Origin of the sequence: Nostoc sp. TCL240-02, assembly GCF_013343235.1 — a bacterium.
Classification (GTDB): Bacteria; Cyanobacteriota; Cyanobacteriia; order Cyanobacteriales; family Nostocaceae; genus Nostoc.
Map to the genome: position 1 here is coordinate 4,183,043 of NZ_CP040094.1, position 17,997 is coordinate 4,201,039.

A 17,997-nucleotide genomic window follows, 5' to 3' on the forward strand; every position below is an offset into this window, starting at 1 on the left:
AATTCTAACTCAGTAAGATTTGCCTGATTTTCTCTATGCCTTACTCTCAGGCTCCACTTCGCGTAGCCTGCCGTAAGCAGGATTTCAAAATTTCCAGCACAAAGCCAATATTTGATACAAGTTAGGGTGAGTTTACTTAGGTAAGCTTGCCCTAATTGTTTTGCGATTTATTTTATGAGCAGCTACTTTACACCATTTGTATCAATGCCAGGATTAGCTTCTGCTTTAGCTTGGAGATATTGGCATTGGTCTACAGGCTTAACTTGAGATAGAACTGATCCTAAAGCCTAGGTTTTAAGAATCGATATGATAGAAAAGTAAAGAAAATTTACAAAATATTTATCGAATGGCGTTTCAATCATCTGGCTTGTCCAAGGTCAAAGACTCATTCACACAAAAAATCTTCTTGGGTAATGAACCCAATGCGGAGTTAATTGCAATTCTCACCGTTTACTTTGTCCAAGGAATTTTAGGGCTATCGCGTTTAGCCGTAAGCTTTTTCCTCAAAGATGAACTGCTGCTGAGTCCAGTCGAGGTGTCGGCGCTATTGGGAATTGTCTTCCTACCTTGGATGATTAAGCCGGTGTTTGGTTTTATCTCTGATGGCTTACCTATATTTGGTTATCGTCGTCGTCCTTACTTGATTTTATCCGGGGTACTGGGAACTGCTTCCTGGATGAGTTTGGCCACAATAGTTCATACTAGTTGGGCGGCTACGTTAGCGATCGCTCTTAGTTCTCTCTCCGTCGCCATGAGTGATGTGATAGTTGACTCGCTAGTTGTAGAACGCGCTAGAGGGGAATCCCAAGCAAAAGCCGGTTCACTACAATCTCTATGCTGGGGTGCTTCTGCGATCGGAGGTTTAATAACAGCATACTTTAGCGGTCTGCTGCTTCAATACTTTACTACCCGTACTGTCTTTGGAATTACCGCCTTGTTCCCTCTTATTGTCTCAGGGGTAGCTTGGTTAATTGCTGAGTCACCCGTTAGCCAAGATACTAATGAGACTAATCAAACCAACCCTTTACCAATCAAACATCAACTGAAGCAACTACGCCAAGCTATTACCCAAAAAACAATTTGGCTACCAACGGCCTTTGTCTTCATCTGGCAAGCTACTCCAAATGCTGAATCAGCCTTTTTCTACTTCTCTACCAACGAATTACACTTTGAACCAGAATTTTTGGGGCGGGTAAACTTGGTGACAAGTTTCGCTTCTTTAGCAGGTGTTTGGATTTTCCAACGTTTTCTTAAAAGCATCCCCTTTCGCGTGATTTTTGCTTGGAGTACCGTACTTTCATCACTTTTAGGGATGACGACGCTGTTGTTAGTGACTCACACAAACCGGCTGTTGGGTATAGATGACCACTGGTTTAGCTTGGGTGATAGTCTTATTCTCACTGTGATGGGGAAAATTGCCTTTATGCAAGTGATGGTTTTAGCAGCAAGGCTTTGTCCGTCTGGAGTGGAAGCAACGTTATTTGCCTTATTGATGTCGGTATTTAATTCAGCAGGAACGGTTTCCCAAGCATTGGGGGCATTACTCACCTATTGGCTGGGGATCACCTCGACGAACTTTGAGTCCCTTTGGCTATTGGTGGTCATTACTAACCTCAGTACGCTGTTACCCCTACCATTTATTAATTGGCTACCTGCTGCTGAGAAACAAACAGAGACACCCAAAGATGGGGAACAAGCTTTCTTACCTGATTTGATGTCTGAGTTGGTGCTGAGAGAACCAGAGTCGAAAATAGTGGAATAGTGCAATAAATCTAATGTTGAGTCCTTGTGCTGCCTCTTCATTACAGCAAAGTTGCAAAAATATTCTTTTTAGCAGCTACATATAGGACTAATATTTGATTTCTGAAGAAATCTCCGTACTCTCATTTGTTCCCTATTAAGAGTTGCCTCTTCCCTACCTACGCAGATAAATTCAATAATCAAAGCGGATTCCTATATTTGATTGCAAGGTAACAATAAAAAACAAGGTATATGCATTTTAAAAGTCAAGAAAGCCCAGTTGCAGAAAAATCCTATACTCGTGCAGACTGGCAAGGAGGATATCAATCTCTCACCCAAGAGTTTGATTATTGGATTGATGATATAGAAGGGCAAATTCCTACAGAGTTACAAGGTACGCTGTTTAGAAATGGCCCCGGTTTGCTGGATGTGAATGGTCAATATCTCCATCACCCTTTTGATGGCGATGGGATGATTAGCAAAATTACCTTTACTAATGGTCGTGCCCATTTTCGCAACCGCTTTGTCTGCACAACTGGGTATTTGGCAGAGCGAAAGGCGGGAAAAATTCTCTATCGCGGTACTTTTGGTACTCAAAAACCTGGCGGTTGGCTAGCTAATATCTTTGACTTTAAACTCAAAAATATCGCCAATACAAATGTTATCTATTGGGGTGGTAAATTGCTAGCACTATGGGAAGCTTCTGAAGCATATCGCCTCGATCCCTATACTCTTGAAACTTTGGGGAATGAATATTTTAATAGTGATTTGTCAGCAGGTGAAGCTTTCGCTGCTCATCCCCGCGTGGAAAATAATTGTGAGCAAGATGGGGGTAAACCTTGCCTGGTAAATTTCTCGATTAAGCCGGGGTTATCTACCACCATTACTATTTTCGAGCTAAACCCAACGGGTGAAATTGTCAGACAGCACGCTCATAAGGTTCCAGGTTTCTGTTTCATTCACGATTTTGTCATTACTCCCAATTACTGCATCTTCTTTCAAAATCCTGTCACCTTTAACCCCATACCTTTCGCCTTGGGAATACGTGCGGCGGGAGAATGTATCAAATTTCAGCCAAATCAGCCAACCAAAATTATAATTATTCCCCGCTTTCCCCAAGAAGGGCAAGAAGAAATAAAAATTCTGGAAACTCAGTCTGGTTTCGTATTCCATCATGTTAATGCTTTTGAGGTAGGAGAGGAAGTTCTAATTGATTCCATCTGCTACCAAGATTTACCAGAAGTGGAACCTAAAAGCGATTTTCGACAAGTTGATTTTGAAGCGCTTTCACCTGGGCAACTTTGGCGATTTTGTCTGAATCTAAAAGATGGGACAGTCAGACGGGAATTAATCGATAGTCGCTGTTGTGAATTTCCCAGCATCCATCCGGCGAATGTGGCACACTCTTATCGATATATCTATATAGGTGCGGCTCATGCAGAGAGTGGTAATGCTCCCTTACAAGCTTTGCTGAAAATTGATTTAGAGTCTGGAGAAAGACAGTTTTGGAGTGCTGCACCCCGTGGTTTTGTAGGCGAACCGATTTTTGTCCTGCGTCCAGATGCTGAAAAGGAAGATGATGGTTGGGTATTAGCTTTAGTTTATGATGCTGCCCATCACCGCTCAGATTTGGTAATTTTGGATGCTAGTGATTTCTCTAAAGGAGTGATTGCAAGGCTACATCTCAAGCATCATATCCCTTATGGTCTGCATGGGAGCTTTACTTCTGAGGTTTTTGGGGAAATTTGATCCCCTATTTAGATGAAACCATTTTTTCGCTGGCAATGATATGCAAATCGATATTTTTGAGCAAGCGCACCAATTTTTGCGTCAAAGATCCTTTGAGAAGCATTTGCCAGCGCGATCGCTGACTCTCTCCAATTACAATTTGAGTAATCCGATATTTCTCAGCGACTTGGGCGATCGCATTAGCTACGTTACTATTGGTAACACGAAGAAAAGTACCTTCAAATTCGTTACAGAGTTTTTCACAAGTGTGGATGTGTAGGCTTTCCTCCTTGGTGAGGAACCGTTCTGGATCGGCAACAAACAAAGTATAAAGTGGGGCATTCATGTAGCTAGCTAACCTCGCACCCCGGCGTAACAGCTGCACTGAGTTGGGATAAGTGGATATGCAAACCAAAACTCGCTCGTGAATATTACAGGATTGTCCATTGGGGATAGTAGCGATCGCATTTTCTTCTACGTTGTCTGCGACTTCGCGCAAAGCTAACTCCCGCAAAGCAATCAGGTTACGGCGTTGGAAAAAATTATCGAGGGATTGTTGGATTTTTTGGGGTGCGTAAATTTTGCCTTCTAATAACCTTTCTTGCAGTGTTTCCGGTGTGACATCTACCACCACTATTTCATCTGCTTCATCCAGAATTCTATCAGGAACTCGCTCACGGACTACAACCCCAGTAATTCTAGCTACTAAGTCATTAAGACTTTCCAAATGTTGCACATTCATTGTGGAGTAGACATCAATACCTGCCGCTAAAACTACTTCTACATCTTCGTAGCGTTTTTCGTGTGGGGAACCGGGGACATTGGTATGAGCAAGTTCATCGATTAAGGCTAATTGGGGCGATCGCTCTAAAATAGCATCTGTATCCATGTCCGTTAACGTCAACTCACCGCGAGGATATTGCTTACGGGGTAAAATCTCCAGTCCCTCTGCCTTCTCCTCCGTATCCTTGCGTCCGTGGGTTTCCAAAAGCCCAACTATGACATCAATTCCTTCTTGTTTCAGTGCGTGTCCCTCTTCTAGCATCCGGTAGGTTTTCCCTACCCCAGGAGCCATGCCAATAAATATTTTATGCTTACCCCGCCGTCGTGCCGGATAAAGTGAGTAACTTCCAGAATTTAAAGGTGCAGTACCATTTGAACTAGTATTATTATCTGACATTTCATTCTTGGTTTCTATCGCAATCCTATTTCATCGGAAAACGGCGCTTTATCTATCCCCATATCCCTTATGAATGCTGTTAGCAGCAGAGCGTTTAGCCTGTGGTGAACAGTAAATTTGACTTCTTTGCTCACAACTCGCAACTGTTTTGCCCAATGCCCAATTCCCATTTATTGATTTTGCTGACGATTAATATCCTGCAAGTCAAGAGCATAATTCAATCGGAGAACATTGACTCCCGGCTCACCAAAAATCCATAAAAATCTGCCATCGGTATACTTGTTAATTAAACGTAGGATCTCATCTTCTTTGACTCCCCGTGCACCAGCAACCCGCGTCAATTGCTGCCGTGCTGCTTTGAAGGAAATATGCGGATCTAAACCAGAACCAGAGGTATAAATCATATCAGCGATCGGTTGAAGATTTTCGTCTCGCAATTGATTTGCCTCTTCTAGAATCCGCTTTAGTAGCTCTGGATTACTAGCAGCGAGATTGCTGGCTCCAGATATGCCAGTTGGCTTGGCTTTTTTTCCTTGGCTATATCTAACAGTACTGGGACGAGGATGGAAATATCGCTCGGATGTGAATAGCTGACCAATCAAAGCTGAACCAATTGGTTCATTATTTAGATTCAGCATAATGCTGCCATTCGCTTGATAGGGCAAAAAAACTTGACCCACTACAAGAATGATCAGAGGATAGATGATTGCAGTCAACAACCAAAGCATTAGAGTTATAAAAATTGCTCTGATAGTTTCTCGAATAATAGCCATAAAAACTTTTCCAATTATTACTAAAATTAATTTTTAATTTTAATTCTTTTACCCAATTAGAACGATGTTCAAAGATGCTGCTGCTAACAGCATAAATATCTAGGGCAATTACCACATTCAAGCACAGCAGGATAAAAATAGCGAGTGTGAGTGTTGTTTAAGCAATTGCGACCAAACAAAGAACATCGCCTGTATCAGATTTATCGACAAAAACTTTTCCCAAACATCGACCTGTTTATTCATATTCTTTTGGTTCTCTCTCTCAACGGTAAAAGTAAAAATGTTTATTATTTTACTTTGGTCAAGATTCGCTCGTTTCGCAACGTCTCTACTTTTTCTATCCTTAAGCCAAACCTACAAGTGTAATCAGTATGTCTATCAACTTAATGGCGATAAATGGCGCAATCACCCCACCTAAGCCATAAATTAAGATATTGCGTTGGAGTAGCTGATTAGCTGTCAGTGGCCTAAACCGCACACCCTTCAATGCCAAGGGAATCAAAGCTGGAATAATCAAAGCATTATAAATCAGTGCTGATAGTACAGCAGACTTAGGGCTAGTCAAATTCATAATATTCAGGCTTTGTAGATTAGCAGCGACAAATATCACTGGGATAATTGCAAAATATTTAGCAATATCATTAGCGATAGAAAATGTCATCAAAGCTCCGCGAGTTATCAACAATTGTTTACCAATGCTAATGATATCGATCAGCTTTGTGGGATCGGAGTCCAAATCCACCATGTTGGCGGCTTCTTTTGCAGCTTGTGTCCCTGTATTCATGGCAACGCCGACGTTAGCTTGGGCTAATGCGGGAGCATCGTTAGTCCCATCTCCCGTCATGGCAACTAGTTTACCTGCTGCTTGTTCCTTTTTAATGACGCTGATTTTGTCTTCTGGTGTGGCTTCAGCAATGAAATCATCTACTCCAGCTTCTTTAGCAATGACAGAAGCCGTGATTTGGTTGTCTCCAGTTAGCATGATGGTACGCACTCCCATCCGTCGCAGTTGCTCAAAGCGATCGCGGATACCAGGTTTAACTATATCTTTGAGATAAATAACCCCATAGATTTCGTTATCTAGGCTAACTGCTAGGGGTGTACCTCCCAAGCGAGAAACTCGTTCGTAGGCAACATCCAATTCTGGCGTGTCGCGTCCGTTACGAGAACGAACAAATCCTTTAATGGCTTCTACAGCTCCCTTCCTTGCCTCATACCCACCAGGTAAGTTAGTCCCACTCATCCGTGTTTTGGCGGAAAAATCAACTCCTTGTGCCTGGTTGGAGTCGAAATCAAACCGTGCTACTAGTTTTTCTGCCAGTCGAATAATGGATTTACCTTCTGGTGTATTGTCAAAGACACTAGCCGCCCACGCAACATTAGCAATTTCTGATATTGAATGACCGTTGATAGGGATAAACTCTTCCGCCAAACGGTTGCCGAGGGTAATTGTACCTGTCTTATCAAGAACTAAAGTGTTTACATCACCACAGGCTTCGACTGCTTTTCCAGAAGTGGCAATGACGTTAAATTGGGCAACTCGATCCATACCAGCAATACCGATGGTACTGAGTAAGCCGCCAATGGTTGTAGGAATTAATGCCACTAATAGGGCAATTAAAGTTGGCACGCTGACTGGACTATTGACATAGTAAGCAAGTGCAGGCAGAGTTACCACGACTAACAAAAACACTAAGCTGAGAACTGCCAACAATACTGTCAGGGCAATTTCATTGGGTGTTTTGCTGCGTTCTGCCCCTTCTACTAAGGCAATCATCCGGTCAATAAAACCTTTACCGGGGTCAGTAGTGATCCGGATAATTAATTCATCTGAGATAATCCGCGTCCCACCAGTGACAGAACTGGAAACATCAGAGCCTGATTCTTTTAATACTGGTGCAGATTCTCCAGTAATTGCCGATTCATCTACTGAGGCGACACCCATAATTACCTCGCCATCGCCGGGAATAATATCACCAGCAATAACGTAGATGTTATCGCCCTGTCTCAGGCTGGTGGATGAAACTTCACTAATTGTGCCGTCAGGAGCGAGTTTTTTAGCGATCGCCTCTGATTTCGTTAATCTCAAGGCATCAGCTTGAGCTTTACCCTGTCCTTCTGCCACTGCTTCGGCAAAATTGGCAAACCAAACTGTAAAGAATAAAATCCCCGACAGTAAGCCATTGAAAAGTTGCGGGTTATTTTGTCGGGCTGGGCCAAATAAATTGGGATCAATCGTTAGCAATAAAATGATGATTGTCCCCACCCAAACCACAAATATTACTGGATTTTTGATTACATACTTAGGGTTGAGCTTGACAAAAGCATCTCTAATTGCCCTTAAGTACAGCCACTTTTTACTTGTCCTTCCTTTTTTACGTCCTTGACGGCGATCGCCAGAACGAGGATTTGGCCGTCTAGCTCTGAAGTTAGTTGCCACTTGATTCATGAATAAAGTTAGGAGTTAAAAGCTAAAAATTAGGAGTTAGGAGTTAGAAGTTAGGAGTTTCCAATAAAAAATAGATCCAACCTTTAGGGCACGCTATGCGATCGCTAACACAATGCCAAAGCGACGCTCGTTCCTACCTCTATTCGCGTTCGATCGTCACCAGAAGGACGGACAATCGAACCCGAACAGCGTAAGACTCGCTAACACCAATCGCCTACCGTAGGAAACCCTCCTACAGCGATGGATTCAGCACAAAGCACTGGCTCCCCTACAAAACAGGATAATTTATTTATTTTTTGGTATTCTCTTAATTCCAGACTTATAACTCATAAATTTTCTAATTGCCAGATGCTAGTTTCAAACCCTCAGCTATGGGGCCTAAAGCTAAAACGGGAAAGAAAGTCAATACTCCCAAAATCAATGTCACTCCAGCAGTGATACCAGTAAATACTAGAGAATCAGTTCTTAGGGTACCAGGGGTTTCTTGTAATTGTTGTTTGCGAGACATACCGTCAGCTAACAGCAGGATGGCAATTATCGGAATGTAGCGTCCTCCTATTAAGCTAACTAAAGTACTCAAGTTCCACCACAGGGTGTTATCTCTCAACCCTTCCAAGCCGGAGCCATTATTTGCGGCGGCTGAGGCGTATTCATAAACTACTTGAGAAATACCGTGATAGCCAGAGTTGCTAATTCCAGAGAGAGAGATGGGATAAGCCAGGGCGATCGCACTGGGAATCAAAACGAGAATTGGGTGAATCAACAACACGACGCTGGCGAGGACTATTTCCCGTTTTTCAATTTTGCGTCCTAAAAACTCTGGGGTGCGTCCTGCCATTAGTCCAGTTAGGAACACTGTGAGAATTAAGTAAATAAATAAGTAAGCTGTTCCAGTGCCCTGTCCACCCCAAATAACCTGGATAAACAAGTTGAAGAGTGTCGAAAATATTCCTTGGGGCATCAAAGAATCGTGCATCCCATTCACAGCACCAGACATAGTAGCAGTAGTCATAACTGCCCAAAATGACGTTTGTAACCAGCCAAATCGAACTTCTTTCCCCTCTAAATTGGGCTGTTCTAATCCAAAGGCGTTATTAACTAGGGGATTACCTTGCAATTCTCCCACGGCTGTCACTCCCGCCAGAATGACAAAAATCACAAACACCATCCAAAAAAGCAGCCAAGCTTGTTTGATGTTGTTGGCGAGTATACCGTAGGTGTAAATCAACGCTGCTGGGATAGAAATCATGGCGATCATTTCTATCAAGTTAGAAGCGCCATTGGGATTTTCAAAAGGATGTGCTGAGTTTACGCCAAAAAAGCCTCCGCCGTTCTCGCCCAAAAGTTTAATCATTTCAAAGGATGCCACCGGGCCTCTGGCAAGATATTGTGTCCCGCCTTCTAAGGTTCTCACATCCATAGTCTTCGCTAATGTTTGTGGTACACCTGTTAGAAGCAAAGCGATCGCTCCAATAATCGAAATCGGTAGCAAGATGCGCGTAATTGCATGGACAATATCGACATAAAAGTTTCCCAGCCTTCTACCCGTCAGCCCGCGAATAAAGGCAATTCCCACAGATAAACCGGTGGCTGCGGAGGTGAACATCAAAAAGCCTAAAGCCGCTACCTGGCTAAAATAGCTTAAGGTTGTCTCACCAGCATAGTGCTGCTGGTCGGTATTTGTTACAAAAGAAATGGTTGTATGCAGTAATACATCCCAACTGGTAGCACCAAAACCGTTAGGATTCCAGGGCAAGAGCCTCTGAAAATATAACAGTAAATACACTGAAACACCCATGATCAGGTTGCTGCAAATTACAGCCCGGATATACTGCGAACCCGTCATATCATCTTTTCTACGAACACCCGCTAGTACGAACATACTTCGCTCTATGGGGTTCATTAAAAAATCCAGCAGTGTTCTTTCTCCCAAGAAGACATGGGCTATGTATCTACCTAGTAGCGGGGTAATTGCTATGACAATACACAGTGTTAAGCCAATTTGTAAAAAACCTTGTCCCATATATTTCGCGCAGGGTAAAATTTAAGTGCTAGCAAGCCAATTATTAGAAATAACAGATTAACTGTTGAAGTATTTGATTTGAAGGAATTTAGTGATATCTCATATCACCGTCATTTTTTAATCTGGATTTACTATTTTCAGTTATTCCTATCCAGATAAGTAAGTTGGCACAATAAAACCAAACTATGTAAAGAGAAATTAACTAGGCTAAAATCCTTATACCTATTGCCTATTGCCTTATCCCAACGACAATTATTTACGCTCACTTACTTGTTTAACTTATTGTTAAAAACATTTAATCTTTATTTTTAATTCATCTAATTTGCTAGTTAGTATTATTTGTTTATACAATACATTTTCGAAGTTTGCTACATTCAAAGAATATAAATATTTAAGAGGATTTTATTAAATAAATAACGGTATGGGAAGGTTGTTTTAGATACCCTGATCCTTGTGAACAACTACCCAGTACCCAATCCTCAGTCCCAAGTCCCCTTTTTTGCATCTGGACAATCGTAATTTTCGGATTAATGCTCAAGTGAATATTTGCAGATATAGATTGCAGATAAATCATAATCGCTGAATTAAATAGTTGTAAAGATTGTAGGATAAAGATTTTTTCGTAAATCAGAAATGACGATATTAAGTCGATTAGTGGCTATGAAAGAAGCTATAAATGGGCGTGGGGAGACTTATGGGCTAATAATGATCGCCTTTGCGATCGTCATAGGCTTAGAATATTTGACACCACCTGAGTACGTATTTGGCTACCTCTACACAGGGACAATTTTGTTAGCAGATTCTCGATTGAATCGGAAAGCAGTATTGGGGATCACTCTAGCCGCTACAGGATTAACATTATTGAATTTGTTTGTCCCCGGAGGAGAAATGATTAATGCCTCAACGTTGGCAAATCGGCTGATTGCAGTATTGGCGTTGATGGTAACGGGTTGGTTAAGCGATCGCAACCACCGCAATGAAGAAGCGATCGCTTATACCCAAGCACAATTACGCTCTCAAGAACAACTAGCTATTATGCGTGAAGATTTTGTTTCCACCCTAACGCATGATTTGAAAACACCCCTATTAGGAGCAATTGAAACGCTGAAATATTTTCAAAATGAGCAATTTGGTGAAATCACGCCAATGCAAGCAAAAGTCCTCCAAACGATGGCTCGTAGTCATCGGAGTACACTGCAATTAGTCCAAACTCTTTTAGATGTATACCGTAATGATGCCGAAGGACTGAAATTACAGATATCACCCGTTAACTTAGCAACTGTGGCGGAGGAGGTAATCGCTACCCTGGCTGAACTAGCGAGAACACGTCAAGTTTATATTTCTCTGCACTATGGCGAATCAGATTTTCGGAGCTTTCTCTGGGTAAATGGCGATCCTTTGCAACTGGGGCGAGTCTTCACCAATCTCCTGAGTAATGGTATTAACCATACCCCCCGTGGCGGTAAAGTGGAAGTGGTACTTGAAGGTTATTCTAGCGATCAAGTGGTAAAAATACTTGATACTGGTTCCGGCTTTACAGAAGAAGAGTTACCCCACTTATTTGAGAGGTTTTATCAAGGACATAGCGATCGCCACGTCTCAGGATCTGGACTAGGGCTTTATTTAACCAGGCAAATTATCGCTGCTCATGGGGGTACAATTTGGGCAGAGAATCGCTCACCACGGGGAGCAATGTTTGGTTTTCGACTCCCAGCTTGTCCACCACCGGGGAGATGAGGGCAGTGGGCAGGGAGATGAGAGTGGAGGGCAGGGGGAGAAAGAATAACTAACAAATGACAAATGACCAATGACCAATGACAAATGACAAAAATCTTACTTGTTGAAGACGATGAATTGTTTCGGCTTGGTCTGCGGATGCGGTTGCAGCAAGAAACTACTTTGGAGATTGTCGCAGAAGCAGAAGATGGGGAACAAGCTGTAGAATTAGCAAATCGCTATCCCCTGGATTTGGTTTTGCTAGATATAGGTTTACCGGGCATTGGTGGGATTGAAGCTTGTCGCCAAATCAAGCAGAAGCACCCAAATTTACCAATTCTGGTTTTAACATCTCGTTCTGAAAAACCTCTGATTTCACGGTTAATTGCTGCTGGGGCCCAAGGTTACTGCCTGAAAGGTATTCCAGCTGAGTCTCTAATATTGGCAGTGCGATCGGTCGCGGCCGGGGCTTCATGGTGGGATCAAACAGCAACAACAGAGATTAGAGCAGCTTTTGAGGGTAGTTCTAATGTTGCGCTACCCGCAAAAACTGAGGGAAGCGTAGAAAATCCCTTAACTAAGCGGGAGCAGGAAATTTTGGCACTCGTAGCAACTGGCAAAAGCAATCAAGAAATTGCTGAAATTCTCTACATTGCCCCTGGTACAGTGCGGGTTCATGTCCATGCAATTTTGCAGAAACTAGAAGTACGCGATCGCACTCAAGCCGCAGTCTTAGCGATCCAAAAAGGATTGGTAGCACCAGAATTGTTAATTAACTATTAGTCTGTCCCATTAATTTTGCTGGGTTGCGAGATCCCCGAATTCTTTAAGAAGTCGGGGATCTGAACACCTTGGCTTTTGCTGTCAATATTTTGGGTGCGACAAATACCGCGATCGCAGATAGTTCATGAATTGGCACTATTGAAGATCGGAATTTTTTTGTGTAATTCACATAATATTTAATGGGTCTACATCAATAGTCAAACTAACAGCTGAAGGACAAAGCGATCGCACTTCTTCCCAATCTGGCAATTGTGGCAATGCATCTGGGGCAAATTTAATCAATATCTGCCAGCGATAACGATTAGCTACGCGTAAAATACTCGCTGGTGCTGGGCCCAATATCTCGAATTCTTCTTCTGTACTCAAGGCTGTGGCAATGATTTGCGCGGTATTTTGCACTTGAATGGGATCGAGACTACTTAAGCGCAACAAAATTAACCGCCCATAAGGGGGATAATTGAGTGCAAGCCGTTGTTCTAGTTCAGCTTGGGAAAAAGAGTGATAATCGTGCGATCGCACTGCTGCAATTACCTGATGCTCTGTGGTGTAAGTTTGTACAATCACCCTGCCCGGATCGTCTCCTCTACCAGCACGTCCAGCGACTTGAGTCAAGGTTTGAAATGCTCGTTCACTGGCGCGATAATCTGATAAATTTAGCAACCCATCGGCGGCGACAACGCCCACAAGTGTCACCTGTGGTAAATCCAAACCTTTGGTAAGCATTTGCGTACCCACTAATAAATCTGCTTCGCCATTGGCAAACCGGGTGAGTAGAGTCCGGTGTGAGCCTTTGTTACGGGTGGTATCGCTATCAAAACGAATCAAGCGCAAATCTGGGAAGTGTCGCGCTAATTCCTGTGTTACTCGCTGAGTCCCGCTACCGAAAAATTTCAGATAAGGGGAACTACAATCGGGGCAGTATTTGGGATGCGATCGCGCATAATTACAATAATGACAGCGCAATAATTCCGGTGCTTTTTCTTCGGTGTGGTGGTACGCCAGTGACACATCACAATGCGGACATTCCAATACATATCCACAACTGCGGCATGAGACAAAAGTACTGTGTCCCCGGCGATGGATAAATAAAATTCCCTGTTGTTTTCTCTCTTGCAACTGTTGCAAAGCTTCTTGTAGCGATCTACTAAATATAGAACGATTTCCCTGCTGCAACTCTTGCCGCATATCGACTATTTCCACAGGCGGTAAAGGGCGAAAATTGACACGTTCAGGCAAACTTAAATAATGAGAATAATGAGTGCTAAGTCCTGTTAGCGGATAGCTAAGGTTTAGCCCGTGCTGAGTACTGAGTGAGGAGTGAGGAGTTACGAATTCTCCCTCTGCTCCCCTGCTCCCCTGCCTCCTCACCCTGATCCAACTCTCCAAGGAAGGGGTGGCGGAACCTAACAATAAAGGGCAATTTTCTAATTCGGCTCGCCATTGGGCGACAGTGCGGGCATGGTAAGTAGGTATGGGTGAGTCTTGCTTAAAGCTGCTGTCGTGTTCTTCATCTAAAATAATTAAACCCAAGTTGGGCAAAGGCGCGAAAACGGCGCTGCGCGTACCAATAACGACTTGGGGTTCTCCTGTGAGCATAAGCCGCCAAGTGTCGTAACGTTCACCGTCGGAGAGGGCGCTATGATAAACGCTGACTTTATTGCCAAAACGGGCGCGAAAACGATCGGTTAGCTGGGGTGTAAGTCCAATTTCTGGTACTAAGACAAGGGCAGATTTGCCTTGCTTGATCAGAGGTGCGATCGCTTGCAAATATACTTCGGTTTTTCCTGAACCTGTCACCCCATGCAATAAAACTTCAGCAAATCCATCGAGTGTCTGGATTGTTGCTAAGGCGCTAGCTTGGGCAGAAGTTAAAGATTTAGCCCCATCGCCTGCTAATACTGGTCCCTGTTCGGTTCGCAATACTTCCCGTTCTTCGATGACGATGTAACCCTTTTGTGTCAGCGTTTTAAGGATAGAAGAACTAGCATTACAAATTTGCAGTAATTTATTTTGCCACAACTCCCCATTATGCCGCCGCAGCACTTCCAAAATCTCTCGCTGACGGGTAGTTAAGTCGCTATCAATTGTACCTGTGAGCGTGACTGCTTTTTGTAGCTTTGGTCGAGTTAGTCGTGGCGGTTCTAAGTAGCTTTCTACTAAACCGAATCTTAGCAACTCCCGAATTCCCCGATAGGCAGATTTGACTTTTTGTTGAAGGTAGGCGAAACTATAATCCCCCGCAGGCTGCCCTTGCAAAAGTTCCCAAACTTGCCGTGCGGTTGGAGTCAAAAAAGCTGAAGGATTAGGAGATGCCAGTAAATAACTACTTCCCCCTGCTCCCCCTCCTCTAACAAGGCGGATACGGCGCTGCGATCGCCCCAGCAACCCTGGTGGTAGAGCAACCCGGATTACTTGAATCAGAGGCGTATAGTAATATGCAGCAACTCGATTGAGTAATTCCCAATAAGCACTTGGGAAAAATCCAACGCTGACTATATCTTCTACTTCCCGGATTTTTTCTGGTGCTAAATCGACATTTGGTTGTGCCAGTAACCGAATTGCGATCGCTCCTAATTGTTGTGCCCCAAATGGCACGCTCAAAATATCCCCTGGTTTTATTTCTAACTGGGCTGGCAATCGATAAGTAAATAATCCTGTACTTCCTGGACAGTCTACCAGTACTTCAACCCACCTATTAAGAGTTGTACCTGATTGGTACGATTCGCTAGCTTGGGCCACTACTAAAGGAGATAAACTGATGCCATTAATATACATAGTTCCTGACTTTAAAGTTAGATGTTTTCCTCACATAGCTGGTCAAAATTAACCTAGCTAACTAAACTCTAATTGTTTGCTTTCTTAAATTTAAATAGTATTTTTCAATACTGTTATCCTTCATAATACTTGATAAGTTTCCTCTTATGTAATCTACTAGACAAATTCGTATCAACTATACATGCAATAAATATTTGGTACCCACTATATAAATAAAAGCATGTCGGCACTTGCTGCAACAGTTGCTCTATCTACTAAATAGGGAGTAGCCTTTTTCCGCCTATCGATAGATATTCAACCCTTTCTGTATATGAGATGCTTTTATACAAATAAGATCATCCCAAAATTAAGATGCCATTATTGTAATTTGTATCATTTGGGTAACTTGAAATTGGGAAGGCATAACCCCATCACCAGGTTTTAAATTTATCCAGTGACTTCCAAATACCTAAACAGAAAAATATATATTTAGAAAAATATATGAAAGTTTAAGAAATTTGGATGGTTAGCTGAGATTTTTATCTTTGTTCAGGTTGAGAAAGTTTGAGGGGGTTTGACATATTTGGTAATTAAGAAAAAAATGAAGAATATAATCTGTTAGAAACCTGAGAAGAAAGTTTTGTTGGGTGCTAAGGTCAGTTACGTTATAGGTTGTATCTAACTGTAACCCGTAGGTTGTAGGTAGATATAGATTTTTATTCTTGAATAGAAATTAGCAGAAGCTTCTATTCCGACATATAAAGGGGTGCATTCGTCCATTAGGGAAAACTACCAAGCCTCAAACGAGTAGCTGTAACTAAATTATGTACCAAACAAAACAACAATCCCTAAAGGAAACTATGAACATTGTTGAATTGGGAAAAATGGAAATACTGGAGAATGCTGCTGATATTGAAGAACCATCACTCGATAGTTTAGATGCAGTGGCAAATGAAGAGCCTCCAATTGTAGTAGAAAATCTGGAATCAGATGAACGCGATGGAGATGACATGGCGGCGGCCCGTCCTTCGGGATACAATAAAACCGAGCATGATGATGCTGTCGGCGCGTTTTTTAAAGAGATGGCGCGTTATCCGCTTTTAAAAGCTGATGAAGAAGTAGAGTTAGCACGGCGAGTTAGATTTCTAGAGGAAATTAGGGAATTACAAGCTGCTTTAAACTTAAAACTAGGACAGGAACCTACCAAACTAGAAGTAGCTTCCGAGCTAGAAATGACCGAAAAGCAACTAGAAAGTCGCTTGTATCAAGGTAGAGTAGCGAAACGCAAAATGATTCGCTCCAACTTGAGGTTAGTAGTTTCTATCGCCAAACGATATCTAAATCGGGGAGTGCCTTTTCTGGATTTAATTCAGGAAGGAGCAATGGGTTTAAATCGCGCTACAGAAAAGTTTGATCCAGATAAAGGATATAAGTTTTCTACTTATGCCTATTGGTGGATTAGACAAGCGATTACCAGAGCTATAGCTAACGATGCGCGGACAATCCGGCTACCTATTCATATTGTTGAAAAGCTTAACAAGCTGAAAAAAGCTCAACGGGAACTAAAGCAAAAACTCTGTCGAAATCCTACCGAAGGTGAAATGGCAGAAGCTTTGGAAATTAGTGTGCAACAACTACGCCAACTACAACAGCTACGCCGTCAAGCACTTTCTCTCAACCACCGTGTCGGTAAAGAAGAAGACACAGAATTGATGGATTTGCTAGAAGATGAAGATAACCTGTCTCCAGAAGCAAAAATGAATGAAAACATGATGCGTCAGGAGATTTGGGAAGTATTGGGTGACGTGTTAACTCCACGGGAAAAAGATGTGATTTCTCTGCGTTATGGTTTGACAACCAGCGAACCCTGTACCTTAGAAGAAGTTGGCAATATGTTCAATCTTTCCCGTGAGCGAGTGCGCCAAATTCAAAGCAAAGCGATGCGGAAATTACGCCGTCCCCACATAGCTAAACGCTTAAAAGGTTGGTTAATTTAGTTACATTCACGAAGATAGAGACGCAATCCCCGTTTGTCACTTTGTTCCCATTCAAAATTCAAAAATAGATATTTAATTTTGAATTTTGAATTTTGAATTACCCGCATGGGTTGACTTAATTAGCTCCAATAATAAATTTAGGGGCTGATATATTTATATTTCTTGAGCTTCGACTACCGTAACTCTCCAAAAACGGGCTTTCTGTGACTTTTTCGGCTTTTGTTTAGTCATTATTAAAAAAATTGCACAGTTGCCTATAGACTATGGACTATGAACTATAGACTATAGACTAATGACTTCGTGTAGCAATTTGATTTTGCGTTTTGCTGAACCAACTGATTACAGCGTACTTTTTCAATTAATTCAGGGACTTGCTGAGTATGAAAAATTATCTCATGCAGTCACTGGCGATGCTCTGGCACTTAAGGAGCATTTATTTGGTTCGCACAGATATATAGAAGCGATTTTAGCAGAAACTGCTGGTCAAGCTGTTGCTTTTGCCCTATTTTTTCATAATTATTCAACATTTTTGACCAAGCCCGGAATTTATCTGGAAGACTTATTTGTTTTACCAGAGTATCGTAGGCAAGGTATTGGTAAAGCTCTTATTTCTAAAGTAGCCCAGATAGCTATAGAACGTGACTGTGGACGGTTAGAGTGGAGTGTGTTGGATTGGAATGAACCAGCTAAAGCATTCTACCGTAGTATAGGAGCATCTATATTAGATGATTGGCGAATTTGCCGTGTCACAGAAGACGCACTTACGCAGTTAGGGGCTGTCAATTGAAGAAATATTCAGCTATTCTGAATTCAGTAGTCAGAAGAGGTTGTTGGAAAAGTGTTTTTCTCTAAAA

At 42.3% G+C, this 17,997-nt stretch carries 11 protein-coding genes; 6 read left to right on the plus strand and 5 right to left on the minus strand.

Annotated features, from left to right (window positions below; all coding sequences use genetic code 11):
* Window positions 1-346 precede the first annotated feature (346 nt).
* Both FBB35_RS17820 and FBB35_RS17825 read left to right on the plus strand, forming a co-directional pair.
* Window positions 347-1,762, plus strand: a complete 1,416-nt coding sequence (locus tag FBB35_RS17820) for a folate/biopterin family MFS transporter (protein WP_174710768.1) — start codon at window positions 347-349, stop codon at window positions 1,760-1,762.
* Window positions 1,763-1,992: 230 nt separating this feature from the next.
* Window positions 1,993-3,489, plus strand: a complete 1,497-nt coding sequence (locus FBB35_RS17825; protein ID WP_174710769.1) for a carotenoid oxygenase family protein — start codon at window positions 1,993-1,995, stop codon at window positions 3,487-3,489.
* A 4-nt stretch (window positions 3,490-3,493) separates the two neighbouring features.
* On the opposite strand, the gene FBB35_RS17830 is transcribed toward FBB35_RS17825, so the two are convergent.
* The 4 genes from FBB35_RS17830 to kdpA form a co-directional block, all read right to left on the minus strand.
* Window positions 3,494-4,648 carry a universal stress protein gene (locus FBB35_RS17830; protein WP_174710770.1) on the minus strand — a complete coding sequence of 385 codons (1,155 nt, stop codon included), beginning with the start codon at window positions 4,646-4,648 and terminating at the stop codon, window positions 3,494-3,496.
* A gap of 170 nt (window positions 4,649-4,818) precedes the next feature.
* Window positions 4,819-5,421: a K(+)-transporting ATPase subunit C gene (gene kdpC / locus FBB35_RS17835; RefSeq protein ID WP_012407111.1), complete on the minus strand. Its 603-nt coding sequence runs from the start codon at window positions 5,419-5,421 to the stop codon at window positions 4,819-4,821.
* A 343-nt stretch (window positions 5,422-5,764) separates the two neighbouring features.
* Window positions 5,765-7,870 carry a potassium-transporting ATPase subunit KdpB gene (gene kdpB, locus FBB35_RS17840; RefSeq protein WP_174710771.1) on the minus strand — a complete coding sequence of 702 codons (2,106 nt, stop codon included), beginning with the start codon at window positions 7,868-7,870 and terminating at the stop codon, window positions 5,765-5,767.
* A gap of 337 nt (window positions 7,871-8,207) precedes the next feature.
* A complete protein-coding gene (gene kdpA, locus FBB35_RS17845) occupies window positions 8,208-9,893 on the minus strand; it encodes a potassium-transporting ATPase subunit KdpA (RefSeq protein WP_174710772.1) in 1,686 nt (561 codons plus the stop codon).
* Window positions 9,894-10,553: 660 nt separating this feature from the next.
* Here kdpA and FBB35_RS17850 point away from each other — a divergent pair.
* Both FBB35_RS17850 and FBB35_RS17855 read left to right on the plus strand, forming a co-directional pair.
* Entirely contained in the window at window positions 10,554-11,630 is a 1,077-nt protein-coding gene (locus FBB35_RS17850) for a sensor histidine kinase KdpD (protein WP_254625600.1), read from the plus strand.
* Between the two features lie 84 nt (window positions 11,631-11,714).
* Window positions 11,715-12,392, plus strand: a complete 678-nt coding sequence (locus FBB35_RS17855) for a response regulator transcription factor (protein ID WP_174710774.1) — start codon at window positions 11,715-11,717, stop codon at window positions 12,390-12,392.
* A 165-nt stretch (window positions 12,393-12,557) separates the two neighbouring features.
* Here FBB35_RS17855 and priA read toward each other — a convergent pair whose 3' ends face one another.
* Window positions 12,558-15,167 carry a primosomal protein N' gene (priA, locus tag FBB35_RS17860; RefSeq protein ID WP_174710775.1) on the minus strand — a complete coding sequence of 870 codons (2,610 nt, stop codon included), beginning with the start codon at window positions 15,165-15,167 and terminating at the stop codon, window positions 12,558-12,560.
* An 803-nt stretch (window positions 15,168-15,970) separates the two neighbouring features.
* Here priA and FBB35_RS17865 point away from each other — a divergent pair.
* Both FBB35_RS17865 and FBB35_RS17870 read left to right on the plus strand, forming a co-directional pair.
* Window positions 15,971-17,143, plus strand: a complete 1,173-nt coding sequence (locus FBB35_RS17865) for an RpoD/SigA family RNA polymerase sigma factor (RefSeq protein WP_174710776.1) — start codon at window positions 15,971-15,973, stop codon at window positions 17,141-17,143.
* A 292-nt stretch (window positions 17,144-17,435) separates the two neighbouring features.
* Window positions 17,436-17,930 (plus strand): GNAT family N-acetyltransferase, encoded by a 495-nt coding sequence (locus tag FBB35_RS17870; protein ID WP_163931708.1) that lies wholly within the window; start codon window positions 17,436-17,438, stop codon window positions 17,928-17,930.
* Window positions 17,931-17,997: the final 67 nt, after the last annotated feature.